This window comes from Bradyrhizobium sp. LA6.1, assembly GCF_040547805.1.
GTDB lineage: Bacteria > Pseudomonadota > Alphaproteobacteria > Rhizobiales > Xanthobacteraceae > Bradyrhizobium > Bradyrhizobium barranii.
Genome location: NZ_JBEPQK010000010.1, coordinates 34783 through 51603 on the forward strand (window position 1 = coordinate 34783; position 16821 = coordinate 51603).

At 65.6% G+C, this 16821-nt stretch carries 17 protein-coding genes; 4 read left to right on the forward strand and 13 right to left on the reverse strand.

Annotated elements, in window-relative coordinates; genetic code table 11:
* The first annotated feature begins 96 nt into the window (after positions 1-96).
* Both ABIB99_RS23925 and ABIB99_RS23930 read left to right on the forward strand, forming a co-directional pair.
* Entirely contained in the window at positions 97-780 is a 684-nt protein-coding gene (locus ABIB99_RS23925) for a response regulator (RefSeq protein ID WP_354177703.1), read from the forward strand.
* Positions 777-2726 (forward strand): sensor histidine kinase, encoded by a 1950-nt coding sequence (locus ABIB99_RS23930; protein ID WP_354177704.1) that lies wholly within the window; start codon positions 777-779, stop codon positions 2724-2726. The genes ABIB99_RS23925 and ABIB99_RS23930 overlap by 4 nt, the downstream gene beginning before the upstream one ends.
* Before the next feature lie 138 nt (positions 2727-2864).
* On the opposite strand, the gene ABIB99_RS23935 is transcribed toward ABIB99_RS23930, so the two are convergent.
* Positions 2865-3146: a hypothetical protein gene (locus ABIB99_RS23935; protein ID WP_354177705.1), complete on the reverse strand. Its 282-nt coding sequence runs from the start codon at positions 3144-3146 to the stop codon at positions 2865-2867.
* A 226-nt stretch (positions 3147-3372) separates the two neighbouring features.
* Between ABIB99_RS23935 and ABIB99_RS23940 the strand changes: the two genes are divergently transcribed.
* Complete coding sequence (locus ABIB99_RS23940) at positions 3373-3597, forward strand: cysteine rich repeat-containing protein (protein ID WP_247313417.1); 225 nt, start codon at positions 3373-3375, stop codon at positions 3595-3597.
* A 129-nt stretch (positions 3598-3726) separates the two neighbouring features.
* Here the strand turns inward: ABIB99_RS23940 and ABIB99_RS23945 are convergent, their stop codons facing one another.
* The 6 genes from ABIB99_RS23945 to ABIB99_RS23970 all read right to left on the reverse strand — a co-directional run bounded on the left by ABIB99_RS23945 (position 3727) and on the right by ABIB99_RS23970 (position 9443).
* Positions 3727-5619 carry a PQQ-binding-like beta-propeller repeat protein gene (locus tag ABIB99_RS23945; RefSeq protein ID WP_354177706.1) on the reverse strand — a complete coding sequence of 631 codons (1893 nt, stop codon included), beginning with the start codon at positions 5617-5619 and terminating at the stop codon, positions 3727-3729.
* 2 nt (positions 5620-5621) lie between these two features.
* Entirely contained in the window at positions 5622-6089 is a 468-nt protein-coding gene (locus tag ABIB99_RS23950; protein ID WP_354177708.1) for a hypothetical protein, read from the reverse strand.
* Between the two features lie 360 nt (positions 6090-6449).
* Positions 6450-7133, reverse strand: coding sequence for a hypothetical protein (locus ABIB99_RS23955; protein ID WP_354177709.1), 684 nt, complete (start codon positions 7131-7133; stop codon positions 6450-6452).
* An 87-nt stretch (positions 7134-7220) separates the two neighbouring features.
* Positions 7221-7928 carry a hypothetical protein gene (locus ABIB99_RS23960; protein ID WP_166104261.1) on the reverse strand — a complete coding sequence of 236 codons (708 nt, stop codon included), beginning with the start codon at positions 7926-7928 and terminating at the stop codon, positions 7221-7223.
* Between the two features lie 131 nt (positions 7929-8059).
* Positions 8060-8308, reverse strand: coding sequence for a hypothetical protein (locus tag ABIB99_RS23965; RefSeq protein WP_028147356.1), 249 nt, complete (start codon positions 8306-8308; stop codon positions 8060-8062).
* A 169-nt stretch (positions 8309-8477) separates the two neighbouring features.
* Complete coding sequence (locus ABIB99_RS23970) at positions 8478-9443, reverse strand: NAD(P)H-dependent flavin oxidoreductase (RefSeq protein WP_354177710.1); 966 nt, start codon at positions 9441-9443, stop codon at positions 8478-8480.
* 108 nt (positions 9444-9551) lie between these two features.
* Between ABIB99_RS23970 and ABIB99_RS23975 the strand changes: the two genes are divergently transcribed.
* Entirely contained in the window at positions 9552-11114 is a 1563-nt protein-coding gene (locus tag ABIB99_RS23975; RefSeq protein ID WP_354177711.1) for an AMP-binding protein, read from the forward strand.
* 422 nt (positions 11115-11536) lie between these two features.
* On the opposite strand, the gene ABIB99_RS23980 is transcribed toward ABIB99_RS23975, so the two are convergent.
* From ABIB99_RS23980 to hisE, 6 genes are all read right to left on the reverse strand, one after another.
* On the reverse strand, positions 11537-12310 hold the full coding sequence (locus ABIB99_RS23980) for a thioesterase family protein (protein ID WP_354177712.1): 774 nt from the start codon (positions 12308-12310) through the stop codon (positions 11537-11539).
* A gap of 149 nt (positions 12311-12459) precedes the next feature.
* Complete coding sequence (locus ABIB99_RS23985) at positions 12460-13428, reverse strand: NAD(P)H-dependent flavin oxidoreductase (protein WP_014491545.1); 969 nt, start codon at positions 13426-13428, stop codon at positions 12460-12462.
* A 155-nt stretch (positions 13429-13583) separates the two neighbouring features.
* Positions 13584-14984, reverse strand: coding sequence for an aspartate ammonia-lyase (locus tag ABIB99_RS23990; protein ID WP_014491544.1), 1401 nt, complete (start codon positions 14982-14984; stop codon positions 13584-13586).
* A gap of 27 nt (positions 14985-15011) precedes the next feature.
* Positions 15012-15551 carry a hypothetical protein gene (locus ABIB99_RS23995; RefSeq protein ID WP_063985840.1) on the reverse strand — a complete coding sequence of 180 codons (540 nt, stop codon included), beginning with the start codon at positions 15549-15551 and terminating at the stop codon, positions 15012-15014.
* Between the two features lie 122 nt (positions 15552-15673).
* Complete coding sequence (locus tag ABIB99_RS24000; RefSeq protein ID WP_354177713.1) at positions 15674-16276, reverse strand: YqaA family protein; 603 nt, start codon at positions 16274-16276, stop codon at positions 15674-15676.
* 133 nt (positions 16277-16409) lie between these two features.
* Positions 16410-16814, reverse strand: coding sequence for a phosphoribosyl-ATP diphosphatase (gene hisE / locus ABIB99_RS24005; protein ID WP_028147364.1), 405 nt, complete (start codon positions 16812-16814; stop codon positions 16410-16412).
* Positions 16815-16821: the final 7 nt, after the last annotated feature.

The following is a 16821-nucleotide window of genomic DNA, read 5'->3' on the forward strand; positions in this document are numbered from 1 at the left end:
GTGACAACGCCCCCATGATTATGGGTGTCGCGGCGTCCGCGCCGCAGCTAAACTTGGCCTCGCGCCGCGGGGGACACGCGGTGCGGGACGATGAACATGAGCGAACAGGGCGAGACGGGTGAGGCCATCACCATCCTCCTCGTCGAGGACGACGCGCCGACCTGCTGGCGGCTCCAGGATGCGCTGGTCAAGGCCGGCTACAAGGTGCGCAGCGCAGCCACGCTCGGTGAGGCGCGTCAGGCCCTGAACGGCGGCGCGCCGCGCGTGCTGCTGACCGATCTGCGGCTGCCCGACGGCCATGGCATCGAGCTGATCCGCGAGACCCGGCAGCGCTTTCCCGACACCGAGATCATGGTGATCTCGGCGCTCGGCGACGAGGAGAGCGTGATCTCGGCCATCACGGTCGGCGCCACCGGCTATCTCCTGAAGGACGCCTTCCCGACCGACATCGCCACCACCGTGCGCGATCTGGTCGCCGGCCATTCGCCGATCTCGGCCTCGATCGCCCGTTTCATCGTGCGCAGAACGCAAGGCGCCGCGCCGAGTTCGGCCGAGCCGCCGCGGGGTCCCGTGCTCAACACCGCACGGCTCACCCCGCGCGAGATCGATATCCTCTGGGGCATCGCAAAGGGTTTCAGCTACGCCGAGATCGCGAGCCATCTCGGCCTGTCCAGGCAGACCGTGCCCGGCCACATCAAGAACATCTATCGCAAGCTCGAAGTGCACACGCGCGGCGAAGCGGTGTTCGAGGCGGTGCAGCAGGGCCTAATCAAGCTGTGAGCGAGATCGCGGCGAAAGCACCTGCGCGACCGCGGCGCCGGCTGATCGCGGCGCGCCTCGTGCCCTATCTGCTGCTCCAGGCGCTGATCGTGATCGTCACCATCCAGGGGCTGCGGCTGCTCCAGCCCAGCGACCCCGACGATTTTGCCGTGAGCGAATTTTCGCTGCGGGAGGACGGCACGACCCGGGCGGTGACGTTGCCGCATTTCACGTCGTCGCGCTACGCGCTCCAGGACCCGCCGCTCTATTCGGGCACGTTCGTCTTCAAGCCCGATGCGGCAAACACGGCCTGGTCGGTCTTTCTGCCGCGCTTCAGCAATGGCGTGGAGGTCGCGGTCAACGGCGTCGCGATCCTGGACTCTCGGCGCGATCCCACCGCCAACCGGCCCGACCGCAACACGCCGGAGATCACAGTGATCCCGTCGTCGCTGCTGCGCGATGGCAGCAACGCCATCACCGTGCGGCTGTTGGTGTGGGGTCCGCTGCGAGGCTTCCTCGACACCGTCTATGTCGGGCCGGACGAAAGCCTGCGGGGAGCCTACGAGACGCGCACGCTGCTGTTCGTGACGCTGCCCGTGGTGTTCTCGGCCTGGCAATCGTTGCTGGCGGTGATCCTCGCCATCATGTGGCTGATGCGACGCCGCGAGCCGGTCTATGGCGTGCTGGCGGCAGGAATGCTCGTCGGCGCGATGCAGGCCTTCGCGCCGGCGCCGCTGCCGCCCGCGCCTTATCCGCGGCTGGCCGCCATCCTGCTGGCGTCCGCGCCGATCGAGAGCGCGCTGGTCGTGACGTTCGCGGTGCTGTTCTTCGGCCGGCGCTGGCCGCGCTACGGGCTGCTGTTGTTCGCGCCGGGGCTCGTCATCCTGCTGGTCGGGCTCTTTGCGGGCCAGCCGATCCCGCGCATCACCTTCCTGTTCCTCGGCGTGCCGACCGTGGGCCTGTGCCTGATGCTGCTGGTCGTCATCCTGACGTGGGCGGTGATCAGGCGGCAGGACGCGGCGAGCTTTACCTTCGGCTGCGCCGTGACCATCGTGCTGACCTGCTGGTTTCACGACATGCTCTCGGCGTTCGAGTTCGTTCCGGACGATCGCACCTTCGTCACGCGGCTGTCCTATTCCGCGATGCTGGTGGCGATAGGCGCCGGACTGACCTGGCGCTTCGCCCGCGCGCTCAACGAGGTCGACAGCTTCGCCGGCCAGCTCATCGCACGCGTGCGCGAGGCGGAGGAGCGGCTGAAGGCAAGCTTCGCCCGCGAAGAAGAGCGCGCCCGTGCCGCCGCACTCGCCAACGAGCGCACGCGCTTGATGCGCGACCTGCATGACGGCCTCGGCGGTCAGCTCGTCAGCATCGTCGCGCTCTCCGAGCGCGGACACGAGGGCGCGACCATCACGGATGCGGCTCGCGCCGCGCTGAAGGATCTGCGCCTCGTCATCGATTCCATGGACGACATCGGCGGCGACCTGATGCTTGCGCTCGGCTCCTGGCGCGAGCGCGCGGCAGCACAATTGCGGCCGCACGACGTCGCCCTCGGATGGCACGTGGCGACGCCGCAGGGCCTGCCGCTGCATCCCGAACTGCGGCCATGGCACGTCATCCAGATCGTGCGCATCCTCGACGAGGCCGTGACCAACGCGGTCAAGCACGCGCAGGCGCGCCATATCGTTGTTACCATCGAGACGCTCGACGATGGCCAAGGAGATGGCCAGGATAACGGCCGAGGACCGCGTGGCATGATCAGCGTTGCGGACGACGGCAAGGGCTTTTCCCTGTCCGGCAGCGGCGAAGCCGGCAGTGCGGGCCAGACCGCGCGGGGTCTGCGCAACATGCGAAGCCGCGCCGCGCGCTGCGGCGCGGTGCTGGATCTCGCCTCGGATTCCTCGGGGACGCGCGTACGGCTGCAACTGCCGAAAACCTTTCCCGATAGCGACGCCGCCGCCACGGGCTGAAAAGCCCCCTCCCCGAACGTGTGGGACGCACGGAGAGAGGGAACGGGCCGGATTATCGTCATGCGGAGGACGGGGGGGTTCGTCCGCAGATCATCCTTTCGCCCGAAGCGATGCAATCAACTCAATCAAACGAGATCGTCAGCGCACGCCGACGCGATTGACCGGGCCTCCGCGATTCATCGGCGTTCCCGCACGGACGCCGACGCCGGGCGCGCCGACTCCGGGCGTCGCCACCGCGACCGCGGCGGCCGGCGCAACCACCACCGCCCCGGTCGGCCGCACCACGCAGCCCTTGGGCACGCCGACCGTCTTGCAATAGACCACCGCCTGCGCCGGGCTCGTGCCCAGCGACACCATCGCCGTACCCGCGAGCATCACGACCGTCAGGCCGGCGCTCAGCGCTCCCACGTTTTTCGACATCTTGCTCTCCTGCTTCCCGTTCGGCGCCCCGATGCAATCACCGGGTTTCGCAGCCGACGTGCAGCCTGAATGGCAAAAGACGGCGCGCGGATACATGCCATGAAGATGGGGGTGCGCCGAGCGAGCCGATGCCATGAACATGGCATGGACCGGCAACGGCCCTCCGCGAGATGGTCCGGCTCACCCGATCCCAGCGGGACCCGTCACAATCCCAAAGAGGTGTTCCATGAAGACTTCAGTTCTTGCCGCGCTGCTGCTCGCTGCCGCCATCCTGCCCGCCGCTGCGCAATCCGGTCCGACGCCGCAGGAGCAGATGGCCTGCCGCAGCGACGCCGGCAAATTCTGCGCCGAACATATCGGCAAGCCGCCGCAGATGAATGCCTGCCTGCGCGAGAACAAGACAAAGCTCTCGGATGCCTGCCGCAAGGTGGTGGAGTCGCACGGCGGGTGATCTTCTTCCCCCTGTGGGAGAAGGTGCCTTGCCAATGGCGAGGCGGATGAGAGTTGCTTCGACGCACCAAGAGCAGAGACGCTCTGCCGCGAGCCACCCTCTCCCGCGAAGAAGGGAGAGGGACAGCAGCTAGTTCGTCAGGCCATAGACGTCGATGCGGCCGTCATAAGTCGGGCGATAGATGCGGCCTTTCCAGACGATCGGACGGTTGAACTTGGGATGCATGAAGGCGTGCTCCGGCCCCCAGTCCTCACTGTCCCAGATCACCTGGAGCCGTTTGGAGCCATCCGGATTGGTGGCGAAATTCTGCGCGTCGTAAACCAGGAAGCGGCCCGGACTGAGAATCATGTTGCTGTCCTGATAGGGCACCATCGCCACGATGATGCCATCAGTGCCGTTGTTGGCGGCAAGCGTGATGCTCCAGCCGGGCATGCCGCCCGGCGGACGCGGCGATTGCGGCGAGGCGATCTCGTTGCCCCCGGCGAGATAGGTCGTTCTCCCGTCGGCCGCAATCGACCAGGCCCGCAAGGCGCTGTTCTCGCCGCCGACGAAATGCATGGTGCCGTGGGTGGCGGACTGGAACAGCAGCGGCGTGCCATGCAGATGCCGCGTCGCGCCGCCGGGAAACACGTTCAGCTCCATCGGTGACGCCGGCGCCGGCGGCACGGCGGGATCGAAATACGTGTACAGGATCGGTGGCATGCGAAGCCTGTTGTAGTTCGCCGCGAAATGGCCGGCCGCAAGTTCGCCCGGCTGCGTCTTGCCGAGCGCATTGGCATTGCCGGTGTAGAGGATGCCGTCCTTGCCCGCAGCCAGAATGGCATGGGCGGAGGCGACATAGACCGGACCGCCGGAACCGAAATCCTGGTCGCCCCACATCGACTCGTTCATCGCCTCCATGTGATGCGCCACGACCGGCGCGATCTGCGCATCGGTTGCACTGCGACCCGAGGTGACCGCGACATGCGGCATCTCGCGCGCATACCGCGGCTTCAGCGTCATTCCCATGCGCCTCGCATGCGCGATCACGGAGGGCAGGGAAACGTTCGACGGCAGCGCCAGTTCGTCATTGTCGTCATCGTCGGCGGCTGCTGCGTCCGCGGCCGCGCCGACCCGGTTGGCGTCGGTCCATGGCGCCCACCACGACATGACTTCGAAATGCGCATGGCTTCCGGTGTGCAAGGCGAGCCGCACGATGCTCTCGCCGAAATCGCCATGCTGCGGCGAGAACGCTCCGTTGCCGGTGATGACGTAGATTGAACCGTCGGGAGCGAGGGCCGGGCCGGCCCCGCTCTGCCAGAGCCCGCCTCCGGAGCCGGTGACGGTGGAGCACCACGACGCAGCGAGCCGCCAGGCATGGACGTCGACCGCGAGCAGCCAGCCGCGCGCCGTCTTCGACGTCTCGGCGATCGTGCCGAAGGGAATCAGCACGTGGTTCCGCGTCAGCGTCAGGGCGCTGCGCTGCTTGCGCTGGGCCGAGACGAATTTCTGCACCGGCAGGCCGTTCGGCGGCGTGTAGACCGCGCCCTCCAGGTTCAGCAGCCCGTGCACCTTCGAGCCGTCGCGGATCCGCAGCGCGGCGAGGAAATGCTGCCCCTTGACGACGCTGCCGTCGTCGCTGATCCAGGCGCAGGCATAGAGAATGCCCGCCCCCTCGTCGATCACGGGGGTCGAGAGAATGCCCCAATGGACGTTGGTCATGTGGCCGTCGATCGCCCTCGTTCCGACGATGGGACGCCCCAAGTTGGTCGCCCAGATCTTCTCGCCGGTCACAGCGTCGAATGCATAGACCCAATTGCCCATGCTGGCCTGGAAGATCAGGTCGCGGGTCTTGCCATCGGCTGTGTGCACGCCACCGACCGCCAGCGGCTGCGCCTCGAGCCTGGGATCGTCGGGAATCGGAAGGCTGAAGAGTTTGATGATGCCCCTGGTGCGGACGGCGGCCGCCGTCAGCACCGTCTCGGAATTGTTCGTACCGGTACGGGCACGGTCGTAGCTGCGGGTCGTGACGGAGGCGACCATAGTCAGGCTCCGTAAGCGAGGAGGCTTCCGACCGCAATCAGGCAAGCCGCGGCAAGCGGTCGTACGTCGCGCAAGCCTGCGCGCCACCCGCTCGACACGACGGCTCCGCAGGCAAAGCCGAGCCCGGCCATGATCGCGCTCGACAGTGCGGCAACGGCCGGCGCATCAGGCGTACGCGACACGAAATTGTCGATCGCCAGCAGCGGTGGCAGCACATAGAACCACCCTGGCGCATTCAAAAGACGTTGCGCGATGGGGTGGCGCACCACCAGCGATGCGCCGCACGCGATCAACAGGATCGCTGCGAGCCCGCCCGCGACCGGCATCGTGACGCCGAGCGCGGAACCCAGCGCATCGCAAGCGCCGAACATCAGAATGAGCGGCAGCACATGCCGTTGCGGAACGATGAATGCGAGTGCAAAGGCAACGATGAGACTGTCCGCGGACGTCCACAACAGATGTATCGACATGGAAACCTCTAAAAGGTTTGCAATGCGAGATAAGTGAGGTCAGTCGAGAAGGCCGCCCCGCCGTCCGCCTTCGAGGGCAATTGCAGCGCGATGAAGCCGCGATTCCGCGCGTGTCGCGCGAGAAAGTGGAGCAGCCAGGCAATGCCGGCTCTATCAACCGGGGCCGGCAAGGTGACGCCTTCGCGGTACGGCGCGAAGAAGCGACCCCAAGCTAACAGCGCTACGCCCATGACGCGGCCTTTGGCTAGCCACGCCAATCATGCATTGAACGGAGATCGTCTGGAAGTTGAAATTCGAGGCAAGCGCGTCCGCAGAACGAACCGTCGCTCACGATCGCGTGCGCGACGGCGAGGATGGGCGCTAATCATCGTCAGACCCGAACAGCCTGATCTGCGGCAAGCCGCCGCGCGGCCGGCTCGCGACATCGCGCGCATCGGAATCTTCGCGGATGTTGCGCGCGACGTCATCCCAATCGGTGCGGTCGCGCATGCCGCGCGGCTCGCGGGGGTCGTAGTGCCGGCGCTCGGCCCAGCGCTCGCGGCGCTCCATGCGGCGCCGTTCGGACGCGGCGCGCTTCACGTCGGAATCCCTGGCCTTGGCATAGGCGTTGTCGGCAAAGGGTGGCGGCTCTGTCGATGCCTGCTGCTCGGCAGGCCTTGCGACTTGCGGAGGCGATGCCGGTGCCGGCTTGGGCGGCTCGGCCGCGGCCGCCTGGGAAGACTGTGGCGCTGGCGGCTCGGCGTTCGCTTGCCTTGCCTGCGTGTCGGGCTTTGCGGGTTCGGATTTGGCTTCGGCCTGTGCCGGAGCGGCGATCATGGCGCCGAAGGCTTGCGAGCCGGTGAGATATTGCAAGCGCTCGGAAGGCGCGTTCGTCATCGCGGGTTTGGCGGCTTCAGCGCGCTGCGCCATCTTGCTCGTGTCCGGCCCCTGCTTGGTCGCGACCGGATTCATAATGTTGCCGGCGACAATGCCGCCGCCAAGACCAATGGCGATGGCGGCAACGATCGTTCCGGCACCGACGAAATAAGCTGTCGAGGCGCGCATTGGTCCACTCCCTCTTTGGAGCGGGCAACGCTTGCCGATTGCCGGATGTTCCCGATGCGGGGCGGAGTTCCCGGAGGAACTTGCGCGTCAGATCTGCTGCGCGACTTTTTCAAGCCCGATGATGCGGGCGAGCTTGCGCACTTCTTCCTTCTGATCCTCGCGCAGCTGGAACAGCAGCGGCATTGCGGCCGACTTCAACTGCTGGACCTCGTCGCAGTTCGGATCGATCGGCACGCCCGGCGCGTTCGGATTGGAGAGCTTGTTCGCGGAGATCTTGCGGACAACATTGCGCAGCGCGGTCTCGACCGAGGGCCAGTAATATTCCTGCGACGACGACAGTTTCAGGCGATCCCTGATGCCCGCGATCTGCACGTCGGACAGCAACGAATAGTTTTTCTGCGGCTGCGGCTTGGCGGCGACCTTCGGCTTGGCCGGAGCTTCGACGGGAGCCTCTGCGGCGGCAGGCGCTTCATGCACACTCGCCTTGGGCATCGGGAAATCGGCGGGCGTCGCGGCGGCAAACGCCTGGCGCAGCGGCTCGGTCAGCACCGGCGCCTGTGAGAGCTTGTCGGCAGAGACCTGGACCGGATCGATCGCGGCCGAGGCCAGTGCCAGCGTCGGAACCAGACGGTCGGCCTTGGCGGCGCGATTTGTCGAAAGCTGCTTGGGCGGCGGGGCCTGCGTGATCATCTCCGCGCTGACGCTGGGCACGCTGTCACGGCCGAGGATGGCGGTGGTGGCGGCGCCGAGGACGAGGAAACAGGTCAGCACGACGATGGTGATGGCTTTGGACAAACGTCTCTCCAGGCCCAGCTTCAAGTCCACGTGACGAGTGCCCGGAAACTGGGCGGTAAATAAGGCTTAACCGAGCCATCGCGACGGCAATCGCGCGGACTGTGGCGACATGCCCCGAAATCTCAAGGAAATCAGGCAGCTAGCGCCAGGTCGTAGGCATCCTGGATGTCGGCGACGATCTCGGAGGCCTCCCAGACCGCGCGCGGCTCGACCGATTGCAGCGTCACCGTCCAATTGCCGCCCCGGCGGGTGCGGGGGACGCTGAGGATGTCGAAGCGCACGTTGCGGCACAGCGGATGACGGGCCAGAGCATGGGCCACGCGGACCCGGATTTCGTCCAGCGTCGCGGCTGTCTTGCTATTGAGAAAATCGAAGTCCATCGCCTGTCCCTCTCGGTCCTGATTGGCGGCCGTGAGGGGATTCTTGGCGGGCGTTGGTTAATCTGCCGTTAAGTACGGGGCCGCGGAGGAGCGCTCGATTAACTGTGATCGGGAGCGACGGCTCCTCCTCTCCCTCCCCCACAAGCGGCGGCGAGGGGAAAGACGCCGCCTACCGCCCGCCCGCTTCGCGATATTCGGCAAGGGTCCGCGCCACGAGATCGTCGACCGCCATCACGTCGGTCACGCCCGATGTCGCGTGTCCCCCGCTCCAGATATCGCGCCAGCGTTTCGGGCGGTTTTCGCGTGCGTCGACGTCAATGTCCTTGCCGATGTCGATCGCGCCCCGCGCCGGCAGATCGTCGGGATCGAGGCCCGCAGCCACGATCGACGGCTTCAGCATGCTGGTCTGCAACCCCGTGAACGCGGTGGTGAGCAGGATGTCGTCGGCGCTGCTGTCGACCAGCATGTCCTTGTGGCGCTCGTCCGCCATGCTCTCGCGCGTCGCGATGAATTTCGTGCCCATGTAGCCGAGATCGCAGCCGAGGACTCCAGCCGCATGCAGCGCGCGGCCGTCGCTGATCCCTCCGGCGAGCACGATGATGCCGTCAAAGAATGCGCGCACCGCGCGGACGAAAGCGAACGGATTGAGCCAGCCGGTCTGCCCGCCTGCGCCCGCGGTGAGCAGCACCAGCCCGTCGGCGCCGGCTTCCGCCGCGCGCTGGGCGTGGCGGATCGAGGCCACGTCCGCCAGCACCAGCGCGCCGGCATCGTGCAGCGGCTTCAACACCGGCGCGGGCGACCCAACAGAGGTGATGACGATCTCCGGCTTGTGTCGCAGCAGCACGGCGAGATCCTGCTCCAGCCGCGCGTTGGAGCGATGCACGATCAGGTTCGGGCAAAGCGGCGCGGCCTTGCGACCTGTGTGATCTTCGTGTTGCCGCAGTCGCGTTTCGATCTCCGTGAACCATGCCTCGAGCTGTTCCGTACTGCGGCAATTCACGGTGGGGAAGCTGCCGATCACGCCATTGCGACAGGCCGCGACCATGAGCTCGACGCCCGACACCAGAAACATCGGCGCCGCGATCAGAGGCAGAGCGAGACGATCACGGAAGTGTTGCAGTCGATCGGATGCCACTCACGCCTCCTTGCGCGGGCTTTGTCGTTCCATCCCGCCTTCCCTGTGCTAGCGTTGCGCGCAAACATTGGCACGTCAAAAGCCGATGACAAAGCAACGGGGAAACATATGTCCGATCCGCTCCACGCATCGTCCCCGACTTGCGCGCAGACGCTGCGGGCACTGTCGCGCTATCCCGGCCGCACCGCATTCGCCTGGCCCGGTGGATCGCTAAGCTATCAGGGCACCACCGACCTGATCGGACGCATCCAGGCCGTCTTCATGCGGCTGGGATTGCAGCCCGGCGCGCGCGTCGCCTTCCTCACCGCCAACCGTGCCGACACCTGGTGCGCCGGCGTCGCCGCGCAATTATCCAGGCTCTGCGTCACCTGGCTGCATCCGCTGGGATCGCGGGCAGACCAGCTCTTCCAGCTCGAGGATTCCGAGGCCGAGATGCTGGTGGTCGATGCCGCCACCTTCCGCGATCGCGGCGGCGAGCTTGCCGCGAGTGCGAGCCGGCTCAAGGCGGTCTTCACCACGGGACCGGCCGACTATGGCGTCGACCTGTTGCAGGCGATCGAAATCGAGGGCCACGCCAGCGCCCATTGCTTCGCCGGCCCCGACGATCTCTCCACGCTGAATTACACCGGCGGCACGACCGGCAAATCCAAGGGCGCGCTGCGCTATCACCGCGAGAACGCCGGGGGTGCGGCCGCGATCCTCGCCGACTTCGAGATCCCGGACACCCCGCACTATCTCGCCGTTGCCCCGATCAGCCATGTCGCCGGCACGAAAGTGGTGCCGACCCTGATGCGCGGGGGCACCGTGCACATGTTGAAGGGTTTCGATCCCGAGGCGGTGCTGGCGACGATCGCGCGCGAGCGCATCAATTTCACGCTGTTCGTGCCGACCATGATCTATGTGCTGCTCGATCATCCCGCCTTGAGCAAGACCGATCTGTCCTCGCTCGAGCTCGTGCTCTACGGCGCTTCCGCGATGTCGCCGAGCCGGCTGGTCGAGGGCATCGAACGCATTGGGCCGGTGTTCTCGCAGCTTTACGGGCAGACCGAATGCTATCCGATTTCGGTGCTGCGCAAGGCGGATCACGATCCCAAAACGCCGGAGTTGTTCCTGTCCTGCGGCTTCCCGATCTCGATCTGCGAGGTCAGGATCCTCGACGACAACGACGAGGAAGTGAAGACGGGCGAAGCCGGCGAGATCTGCGTGCGCGCTCCGCATGTCATGGCCGAATACTGGAAGCGGCCTGACATCACGGCCGAGACGCTGAAGAATGGCTGGGTCCACACCGGCGACATCGCGCGCAAGGACGAGCGCGGCTACATGTTCATCCTCGACCGCAAGAAGGACATGATCGTCTCCGGCGGCTTCAACATTTTTCCGCGCGAGGTCGAGGACGTGCTGTCGCAACATGCGGATGTCGCGATGGTCGCGGTCGTCGGCGTTCCCGACGAGAAATGGGGCGAAGCCGTCACCGCCATCGTCGTGCCGCGTGAGGGGGCACAGCCCGATCCGGACGAGCTGATCAATCTGGTGAGGACGCGAAAAGGCTCGGCACATGCACCGAAGCAGATCCAGTTCGTCAAGCAGCTGCCGATGACCGGCGTCGGCAAGGTGGACAAGAAGGTGCTGCGCGCGGGCTTCTGGAGTGGACGGGACCGGATGGTGGGGTAGTCATCCCCGATCTGCAACTTGTGGCAGGTAGCACCGCACGTATTCCCGCGGCCGGACCCCGGGGTTCTACGGGTCGCTGTGACCCGCGAACAACAGCTCGGAAGGGACTTTTCAGGCACGCCGTCCGCGCAATTGCAGGCGAATCAACGAATCAACTAGACCGCTGACGGGGCTGGGAAGCGGAGTATCAAATGAGAGTCGCTTCCTTGGAAAGTGCGTTGGCCGCGATCACGTTGATCACGGCTATCATCGTCCTGCTGTGGGAGATCAAGATCGTCTACGGCAGCTGAACTGGCAGGACGCTGGCGTCGAACAGAGACCTCCGGACAAGAAGAGGTTCGCGACCAGGGCATCCCTTCCGCGGCGGCGGAAGTTTGCCGTTCCATCGGCGCAAGGAGCGATCACGGCGCTTGCCGACACGCTTACCGCTTTTCGATCACCAGACTCTGCACCGCCCGGCCGAAATAGCCGTGACGATCCGCGAGCCGCGACATCGCGAGGCCGGCGCCGTCGGGACCGATCCAGGATTCGCCGTCGAGCAAGATCCACTCGCCGACCGGCTGGCGCGATAGGTTCACAGTAAGGTCGGCATTGATGTAGGTCCAGGCGCGGAAGTCGAGCGTCGAGGCGGTGCCGTTGGAAAAGTCGGCGGCGACCACGGCGCGCATCGCCTGCGAGACCGCTTCGCCTTCGACCAGCGGATGGTCGAGGCGAAACCAGATCGCGCCGGCCCCGGCCTGGCCGAAGCGGCCGCGCGCGGCGCGCATCGAGACCATGCCTGCGAACGGACTGGTCGCGCCATGGCCATCCTCGACCAGCGAGTCCTCGGGCGACGGCAGCGTGACCGGCAACTCCTTGACGTCGTCCGGCAACGGCTGTGATTGCCGCTTGATCTTGAGCACGGTGGCACCGACGACCTGGACACCGTCGGAGAACAACTTGATCTCGCAGAGCTGGATCTTGCGCCCCTCGCGCAAGACCTCGCTCTCGATCGTGAGCGGCGCCACCGGCACCGGGCGCATCAAGTCGATGGTGACGCGCGCAACATTCATCGGCACCGGCGTCGGAATGCGTTCCGCCGCCCACGTCACCAGCGCAGACGGCGCCGAGCCGTGCTGCATGCGCCGGTCCCACGGACCTGCAGCATTGGGGCTGGTGACGACGTTGTTGCCGTCGACGCGGTAGATGGCGGTCATGTTTGCACGATATCTCGGCTGGCGTTCCCCGGGCGCAGCGCAGCGCGTAAGCGGTGCGCTGCAGAGCCGGGGTCCATGTGCTGCAGCGATGGGGCCCGGCTCTGCGCAGCAGCGTTGCACGCTGCAGCGCGTCCGGGACACGAGAGCGGTTAGAGCGGCGGATCGATCGCCTCGTCATATTCCTTCTTGAAGCGCGCGATCAGATCGGCGGCGGGGATGATGCCGTCGACGCTGCCGATGCCCTGGCCCGAACCCCAGATCTCCTTCCAGGCTTTCGGCTTGGCGCGCTCGCCGGAGGCATCCGTGCCGAAGTTCATCTTGGACGGATCGGACGTCGGCAGGTTTTCCGGATCCATGCCGGCCGCGAGGATCGACGGCTTCAGATAGTTGCCGTGCACGCCGGTGAAGAGGTTCGAGTAGACGATGTCGTCGGCCGTCGAGCCCGCGATCATCTCCTTGTATTTCTCGACCGCGTTGGCTTCCTTGGTCGCAATGAAGGCCGAGCCGATATAGGCGAAGTCTGCGCCGAGGATGCGCGCGGCGCGGATCGCCTTGCCGTTGCCGATGGCACCCGACAGCGCGATCGGGCCGTCGAACCATTTTCGCGTTTCTGCAACGAAGGCCAGCGGCGAGATCGTGCCGGCGTGGCCGCCGGCGCCGGCCGCAACCAGGATCAGACCATCGGCCCCCTTCTCGATCGCCTTGTGGGCGAACTTCTGGTTGATCACGTCGTGGAAGACGATGCCGCCCCAGCCGTGCACCGCTTGATTGAGCTCCTCGCGCGCGCCGAGCGACGAGATGATCATCGGCACCTTGTACTTGGCGCAGAGCTGCATGTCGTGATCGAGCCGGTTGTTCGACTTGTGCACGATCTGGTTCACCGCGAACGGCGCCGACGGCTTGTCGGGATGGGCACGGTCATAGGCCGCGAGCTCTTCGGTGATCCGCGCCAGCCATTCGTCGAGCAGCTCCGGCGGCCGCGCGTTCAGCGACGGAAACGAGCCGACCACGCCGGCCTTGCACTGCGCGATCACGAGATCGGGCACCGAGATGATGAAGAGCGGCGAACCGATCACGGGGATCGACAGGCGCCCCTTGAACAAGGCAGGCATGGACATAGGCGAAACGATCCTTTGGTGGCGAGCAAATCGAAAGCTGGAGGCCATACCAACAAGGCAATCTTTCCACTGTCAAGTATTGCGTTTTGACGCCGTGGCGGATGCCGTTACCGCAATTCCAACATGCGGAATTCGCTACGCAAATGCGGGCGGCATCACCCAATCAGATCCGGATTGATCAGCCGCTCGAACGAGAACATCTCGTCCCATTTCTCCTGTGTCAGCAGCTTGCGCTCGACCACCACGATCTGGTGCAGCGACTTGCCGCTCTTGTAGCCCTCGCGCGCGATCTCGGCGCATTGCTTGTAGCCGAGCAGCGGCTTCAGCACCGTAACGATACCGAGCGAGTTCAGCACCATGTTGCGGGTGTGCTCCTCGTTGGCGGTGATGCCGACAACGCAATTCTCGCGCAGGCTGTTGACCGCGCGCTCCATGGTGCGGATCGAGAAGAACAGCGCGAACGAGATCACCGGCTCCATCACGTTGAGCTGAAGCTGGCCGGCACTTGCGGCCAGCGTCACCGTGGTGTCGAGGCCGATGACGAGGAAGCTGGTCTGGTTGACGACCTCGGGGATGACCGGATTGACCTTGCCAGGCATGATCGAGGAGCCCGGCTGGAGCTGCGGCAGGTTGATCTCGTTGAAGCCGGCGCGCGGGCCCGAGGCCAGCAGGCGGATGTCGTTGCAGATCTTCGTCAGCTTGCTCGCCGTGCGCTTCAGCACGCCGGAGAGCTGCACATAAGCGCCGGTGTCCGAGGTCGCCTCGACGAGATCGCCGGCGAGGATGAAGTCGACGCCGGTCAGCGCGCTCAAATGCCGGACCGCAAGTTTTGGATAGCCGACGGCCGCGGTGACGGAGGTGCCGATCGCGGTGGCGCCGAGATTGATCTCGCGCAGCAGCGCGCGCGCCTCGGAGATGCGGTCGACCTCCTCGCCGATCGTGGTGCCCCAACCGCGGAATTCGGCGCCGAGCGACATCGGCACGGCGTCCTGAAGATGCGTGCGCCCCATCTTCAGCACGCGCTCGAACTCGCGGCCCTTGGTGAAGAAGGCCTCCTGGAGCTGGCGCAGCGCCGTCATGTAGCTCTCGAGCCGCAGGATCAGCGCCAGCCGGAACGCGGTCGGATAGGTGTCGTTGGTCGACTGGCCGTAATTGACATGATCGTTCGGGCTGACATGCTGGTAGTCGCCCTTGCTGAAGCCGAGCGATTCCAGCGCCAGATTGGCGATCACCTCGTTGGCGTTCATGTTGGTGGAGGTGCCGGCGCCGCCCTGGATGAAGTCGGTGACGAACTGATCCATCATGTCGCCGGCGATGACGCGGTCGCAGCCCTGGATGATCGCGTCCGCAACTTTCGCGTCGACCGCGCCGAGGTCGCGGTTGGCCATCGCGGCCGCCTTCTTGACGTAACCGAGCGCCTTCACGAAGTAAGGCTCCTGGTTCATCGGAATGCCGGTGATGTGGAAGTTCTCCTTCCCGCGGATGGTCTGGACGCCGTAATAGATGTCGTCGGCGATCTCGCGCTGTCCGAGGAAGTCCTGCTCCGTGCGGCTCATGGGCGCTCCTTTGCTGGCGCTACGTCCTCAGTTCTGGCACAGCGCGCTGGTGACGAAGGTATCGGTGCGGCAGTCATCCGGTTTACGTTGCCGGCCCGGGATCAGAACCTTGGCCGAGCATTTTTCCGCGGAATCGGCGTTCAGGCTCTTGCCTTCCTTGTAGCCCTTGCTCTGGCAGAGCTGGTCGGCGGCCTGCTTGCAGTCGGGCGCGCCATTCGACGAGGCCGGGCAGGCCATGCGCCCCGACACCATGGCCGACGGCGTCGCCAGCCGCGACAGATCGTTCATGGTCTCGCTCGGGCTTTTGATCGGCGGCAGGATCGAGGGCAGCTTGTCGAACAGCTTGCCCATTTCGTTGATCAGTCCGGGATTTTCCTCGCGCGCCGGCGGCGACGAAGGAGCTGATGTCGAGGGCGGCGGCGCGGTCTGCGGTCCCTGCTCCTGCAAGCCGAGCGCCGGCGGCGCGGATTGCGGCCAGCCGGTGCCACCGGCACCGAGCAGGAGCGAAAGCACCGCAAATATCAGCGTCCCCGGTCGGAGGACCGGATTGCCGGATCGAACCATCATGACGGCAACCGTAGCCGAACCCGGCGCAGCGGCAAAGCGCGGGGTTATTGAGCGAACATGATCTTTGCGGAGAACGGCTTCACACGTCGCGCTGAGGCGGCCCTTCGGGTCCGGATCATTCCCTAGATCAGCTTGACCGCGACGACGAAGCCGAGCACCAGCACGGCGGCGCCGAGCGCCACCCAGAGACCGAAATGCTTCTCGATCCTGACGCGGATCCAGTCGCCATAGCGGTTGAGCAGGATCGCGACGATGAAGAAACGGCCGCCGCGCGCGACGATCGAGCACAGGATGAACAGGCCGATATTGTAACCGGCAAAGCCCGAGGTGATGGTGACGAGCTTGTAGGGGATCGGCGTCAGGCCCTTGAGCAGGATGATCACCGCGCCCCACTCCGCATAGGAGGCGCGGAAGGCATCGACCTTGTCGCCGAGGCCATAGACCTGGATCAGCCAATGGCCGACCGAGTCAAACAGCAGCGCACCGATGGCGTAGCCCAGCAGACCGCCCACCACCGAGGTCGCGGTGCAGACCGCGGCGTAGAGCCAGGCGCGCTGCGGGCGCGCCAGCGACATCGGGATCAGCATCACATCCGGCGGGACCGGAAAGAAGGAGCTTTCTGCGAAAGCCACGGCTCCCATGATCCAGAGCGCGTAGGGCTTGTGGGCGGCGTCGATGCACCAGTCGTAGATACGTTTCAGCATGGCGCCGCGATGAAGCACCATGGGACGGATTTGTCCATCGCGAGTTTTGTGACGATTTGGCGTGATCTGGAACAGTGTGTCGCGGTTTTCCGAAAGATCACGCCCAAACAACAACCTAAAGCGCGATGACGCTTTGCTCCGGTTTCACCACGCTTTAGTGGCGCTTGCGCGAGACGCGCCCTTCCAGCGCGACAATTGGCCGCCTGGCGGCAACGCGCGGTGACGCGACTTTGGGCAGCTTCATCGGCGACTTCGGCAGCTTCTCGGCAATGCCGAGCATGTCTTCCCGCCGCGCCATTTCGCGCCAGACATCCTCCGGGCGCACGCCGGCCGAGGCCCAGAGCACCGTGAGATTGTAGAGCAGGTCGGCGCTTTCCCGGATCACGGCCTCGCTATCGCCATTGACCGCGTCGATGACGACCTCAATGGCCTCTTCGGCCAGTTTCTTCGCCATTTTGGATGGCCCACGCTGAAACAGCCGGGCGGTACGCGATGTTGCCGGATCAAGATCCTTGGCCGCGAGCACAGCCAGATATAGCCGCTCAAGCGAATCACTCATGGTACTC